This is a genomic window from Arthrobacter sp. SO5, assembly GCF_020532805.1.
Taxonomy (GTDB): Bacteria; Actinomycetota; Actinomycetes; order Actinomycetales; family Micrococcaceae; genus Arthrobacter.
Window position 1 is genome coordinate 1 of the sequence record NZ_MQTQ01000104.1, and the last position, 4,758, is coordinate 4,758.

Sequence of the window (4,758 nt, forward strand, 5' to 3'; positions counted from 1 at the left end):
CCCCGCCGGCCGCACGCGATGAAGTCCCCGCTCCTCACCGGCCCCCGTCCCCCACCCCGACGCCGGTTCCCACGCTGCCCCCGGCGCCCCAGGCGTTCGCCCTCAACCTCTACCAGGAGGGGGACTTCGTGCCGCAGTACACCTTTCAGTGGTGTGTGGCGGCGAGCATCCAGATGATGCACAACCTCATCGACGACACCGGGGACGGCACGTGGACCGATCGCGTCCAGCAGGGAGAGCTCTGGGAGATGGCCCGGGCACGGTCGTTCAACTCGTTCAACGGTGCCAACCCCTTGGGTTGGGCGGAGGTGCTAACCGAGGTCGGGATGGGGCCGTACGCCGTCGTGAGCGTTGCCGACTATCAGGAGGCGCTGCAGACCGCGGCGCGCGCCATTGCCGACACGGACCGGCCGGTCGGGCTGGTCATGTGGCGCGGCCGCCACGTATGGGTGATGAGCGGCTTCGAGTCGCTCGGCGATCCCGACCAGTTCCCGGAGTTCCCGGTCACGGGCATCCGTGTCCAGGATCCGCTCTACCCGTACGGCGACGTCCAGTGGGGCCCGTCCCCCGCGCCCAACGCCCTGCTCACCCCCGAACAGTTGGCGACGCAGTTCGTCGTCCGCGAGCCGCGACGCTGGAGCAGCGATATGCCGGCCGGCTACATGCTGGTACTGCCTATCGCCAAGGCCTGATCGTCCCCGATAGCCCCAATTCCCCGAGGCTGACCCATACAGGTTCCAAAGACCTTGCGGCCGCTCTTGAAATCCGAAGGGCGCTGGGCGTAGATGGTCGCAGACCAAACACCCGAGGAGGCCACCTTGACGGTCACTTTCAACCACACCATTGTCTACGCAACGGACAAGCACCATTCGGCGGAGTTCTTGGCCAACGTGCTCGGTCTGCCGAAACCCCAGGCCATGTGGTCTTTCATGACCGTGCCCCTCGACCACGGAGTGGCCCTCGATTTCGCCACGGCAGACCGGCCCATCTCCCCGCAGCACTACGCCTTCCTGGTCAGCGAGGGGGACTTCGACGGAATCTTCGCAAGGATCCGGGCCCAGGGAATTCCGTACTGGGCAGACCCGGGACGGTCCCGCCCGCAGCAGATAAACCACAACGACGGCGGGCGCGGCGTCTACTTCGCGGATCCCGACGGGCATTTCCTCGAGGCGATCACGCGTCCGTACGGATCGGGGGCTGCCTGAGCGCCGTCTACGAAGCCCTGCACGATTTCGACGTCGTCCTGCGCAACGCCTTGGACGAACAACTCTGCATCTGGAAAGCCTCCCAGCCGGATCCGTCCACAGGCCGCTTTCATTCACCGGCCTGGCTTATCGGCCCAAGTGCCCTGCTGCTCCGCATTGCTGGCCGCGACATCGCGGACGCCAAGCGTCGTGCGCTCAAATCGACCACGCTGACCACCCTCACTCGGGGCCGACCTGACTCCGGCAGGGAACAGATCCCGCGTTTAGGCTAATGCGCTCTTGTCGGTCCGCCTGAACACCCATCGCACGCCGCCTCGCGCGAGCATGAGAACGATGATCAGTGCAGTCACTTGGAAAAAGCCACCGAGACGGACGGCGTCGCCGAACGCCAGGGCAACCAGTCCGAGTACCATGAACTTGCTCCCCGGAAGCACCAGCAACAGGGTGATTGCGCTGACGATTCGAACCCGCCGAGTATCAGCCGACCGGATCCGAGCAACTATTTTCTTCTTCGCCCACAGCACGACTTCAAGGACGACCTTTAATAAGATCGCCGTCAAGAGCGCCAACAGAAATGTTTCGGATATGACGGCGGGAAACAGCTGGATGAACACCCCCAGCACCACGAGATAGACCAGCACGTCGACGAGATCTATTGGGCGGATCCGCATCCAGCGAGTATATCGATAGCGCCCGGACCGCGTATCTGCCCCTTGAGGGTTCCTTTCGCTTCGCCCAGGTCGTGCAAGTGCCGATAGCGGCTCTCGCAGACCCAGAATGAACAAGGCAGTTTGATGCGGGACCGGAGTGACGGGACCTCGTCCCGGGTGCTCAATTCGCGCTCCGCCATTTCCTTGAGTGACACCGCGGAGAAGCCACCGACCGCATCCCCCGCGGCAGCGACCACGACCCGGCACGGCGAAACTACGCCCAAACCTTCACCGAACTGATCAACTCATGCGACTACGAGTTCAACGCCACACAAATCCGCGCTCTCCTCCAGGAACTCGGCCGGCGCCCGCAGTCCCGCGGCGTCCACGGATCCCCCGGCGTCAACAAGGGGAGTGTCCGTTTAACGGTGGATCCGCTGTGGGCATTTAGTTGCTGCTTCCTTCGAAGGTGATGGCGACGGCGTTCAGTGCCGGCGTCCCGCGATCTCGGCTAACAGTGCCCCTCGGCCGCAAAGACGCAGATGTCCGGGCCCTGACAGGTTTGGTTTATGCCCGCGCAACAACTTCCTTGGGTCGGGGTACAGACGGCTTCCGACGATCCCGTGTAGTCGACTAAGTGACATCACCGCCCGGGCAGATAAAAGACATCAACTGGTAACCGCCGCTTGAACCTCCGAAGAAATGCCCCAGTCTTGACACGACCCAGTTGTCGCGCCTAGCGGCTTGCAATCATGGGCGCCTGTCGTAGGTTCCGGTCGGAGCCGACGCATTCGAGCATGAAGTCAGCAGCGTCGCCCACCTGCACCGTACTCCACGGTGCTAACCGCAGAGTGCCAGTTCGGTAATCACGGCGACCGGGGTGACGCGTGTTGTCTGTAACGACCCGACACATCCGGACCACAGTCCAGTCAAGGTCACACCTCAGCAGGGCTTCGACCATTGCGGCGCCGTTCTCGTTGATGCCCGGTATTAGCCGGCTCATCATCAAGCCCATGACGCGCTGTCCGAAATTGGCCGGGTCTCCCGGGAAACGCAAATGGAAACCCTGGGCCACGACGATCCTGCGCACACCGTGGCCGGCCATGGCCGACGTTATGGTTGCGGTCCCGATGCTGAGACTCTCAGGCCCCCGTGATCCACCTAGTGTGCTGAGCACTCCATCAACCCCATTCAGCACTGCGTCTACCGCGGCCGCGTTTCCCACGTCGCCATGGGTCACCGAGAGGTTCTGGTCACGGGTCTTCAGACTCGAAGCGGACCGGACCAGTGCCTGCACCTGATGGCCCTCCCGCAAGGCCCGCTCCAGCAAGACCGACCCCACAGTACCGGTCACACCAAACATGGCAAGTTTCATTTTCCGCTCCCGCCCTCGATATCTTGATCCGATATGGGCCGACTCTAGTTGCGGGCAAGTCCGGAGGGCATCCCAGCAATCTGGTATTTGTGCTGCCGCCTTACAATTGCTGCATGACCATGGATGGTTATGCTAGGACGATTGAGCGGATCAGCAAACTAACAGCTGAGCCGAGCGACCTCGTAACGCTCTGGCGCGAGTCCACGGAAATTCTCAAGAGCGCTGTCCCTCATTTCTGGACGCCGTGCTGGTTCTCCATGGATCCGGCATCACTTCTGATCACCAGCCACTACCATGACGGTTTGCCCGAGTTCCCGCCGGCCTGGCTGGCCGAAGAATACTACGGAAACGATGTCCACAAGCTGGTCGATATTGCCACCAGCGAGACCGGCATCTCTACCCTGTATGAGGCCACAGGCGGAAATCCCTCGAGCAGCGCCAAGTGGCACACCAACATGAGCATGGGCGGCGATCAGGAACTCCTGCTTCGGCTGAGAACCCGAGGGGGCGAAGTCTGGGGGATGCTCGGCCTATATAGGGCGCCAGGCAGCCCCACCTTTGATAGCCGTGAGAAGAATCTTCTCAGTACCGTCGCACCTCGCCTGGCCGAAGCGGCGCGCCGAGCGCTTCTCCTTGGCGAGGCCGCCGATCCGGAATGGTCCGATGCTCCGGGCGTATTGATCATCGACCACAAATGGGACCTCGTATCGGCCACACCGAATGCCGGACACTGGTTGGAGGAGCTGCCCGACGGGAACACAGCCGCGGGACGACTGCCCTCCGCCGTCCAGAGTGTGGCTGCCCGTGCACTGACGTCCGCCGAACAGCCAGCCGAGCAGCGCCAGGTCGCCATGGCGCGAGTACGGTCGCGCAGTGGCCGCTGGCTGATTCTGCACGGAGCCCGGATTCAGCCGGGCAGCCATCCCCTGGCCACCCTGATAATCGAGCCGGCACACCCGTCGACAATAGCCCCTCTGCTGCTTTCGGCGTATGGCTTAACAGAGCGGGAGGGTGAAATCACCCAGCTGGTAATAAAGTGCTTCTCCACCGCGCAGATCGCCCAGGCGCTATTCATCTCACCGTATACCGTGCAGCAGCACCTCAAATCGGTGTTCGACAAAGTGGGTGTAAGCAGTCGTCGGGATCTCCTCGGTCGCCTCTTCTACGCCCATTACGAGCCGCGCTTCCGCGACAACGAGCGCCGGACGCTGAGGAGCCTTCCACTGCGTGGAGGCCCCACGGCCCAGCAGCACTTCGCTGGCTCCTAAGCTCATGGCCCCCAATGCCCATTGCTGGTGGTCCAGTCCCGGATCCTCCGGGTCTCTTCCCGGCTCATCGGAGAACTGCAACGCCGAATCCTGCAGAACCGAGTTCTGGTCTACGGTGCTGACCCTGGCATAACCGATGCCTCCCACGCCGCCTGTCCTCGCACTCATCCAAGGCTAGAAAGCAGGGAGGACAGGGGTTCGGTCAGCCTGTGGCGGGAGTGCCCTTTAAGTCTTGCTGAAGGATCGCTTTGAGAAAGACC

General features: G+C 62.7%; 5 protein-coding genes. 3 read left to right on the forward strand and 2 right to left on the reverse strand.

Going from position 1 to position 4,758, the window contains the following annotated elements; genetic code table 11:
- A partial coding sequence (locus BJG92_RS17790) for a hypothetical protein (protein WP_232085305.1) occupies positions 1 to 692 on the forward strand: 692 nt, incomplete at its 5' end.
- A 126-nt stretch (positions 693 to 818) separates the two neighbouring features.
- Positions 819 to 1,205, forward strand: a complete 387-nt coding sequence (locus tag BJG92_RS17795) for a VOC family protein (protein WP_232085306.1) — start codon at positions 819 to 821, stop codon at positions 1,203 to 1,205.
- 263 nt (positions 1,206 to 1,468) lie between these two features.
- Here the strand turns inward: BJG92_RS17795 and BJG92_RS17800 are convergent, their stop codons facing one another.
- Together BJG92_RS17800 and BJG92_RS17805 are read right to left on the reverse strand one after the other, a co-directional pair.
- Entirely contained in the window at positions 1,469 to 1,876 is a 408-nt protein-coding gene (locus BJG92_RS17800) for a hypothetical protein (RefSeq protein WP_232085307.1), read from the reverse strand.
- A 715-nt stretch (positions 1,877 to 2,591) separates the two neighbouring features.
- Positions 2,592 to 3,230, reverse strand: a complete 639-nt coding sequence (locus BJG92_RS17805; RefSeq protein ID WP_232085308.1) for an NAD(P)-dependent oxidoreductase — start codon at positions 3,228 to 3,230, stop codon at positions 2,592 to 2,594.
- 113 nt (positions 3,231 to 3,343) lie between these two features.
- Here BJG92_RS17805 and BJG92_RS17810 point away from each other — a divergent pair, with 113 nt between their 5' ends.
- On the forward strand, positions 3,344 to 4,498 hold the full coding sequence (locus BJG92_RS17810) for a LuxR C-terminal-related transcriptional regulator (protein ID WP_232085309.1): 1,155 nt from the start codon (positions 3,344 to 3,346) through the stop codon (positions 4,496 to 4,498).
- Positions 4,499 to 4,758: the final 260 nt, after the last annotated feature.

Coding starts and splice junctions, on each gene's coding strand:
- BJG92_RS17800 (WP_232085307.1), bottom strand. CDS start 1,876: ATGCGGATCCGCCCAATAGATCTCGTCGACGTGCTGGTCTATCTCGTG.
- BJG92_RS17805 (WP_232085308.1), bottom strand. CDS start 3,230: ATGAAACTTGCCATGTTTGGTGTGACCGGTACTGTGGGGTCGGTCTTG.
- BJG92_RS17810 (WP_232085309.1), top strand. CDS start 3,344: ATGACCATGGATGGTTATGCTAGGACGATTGAGCGGATCAGCAAACTA.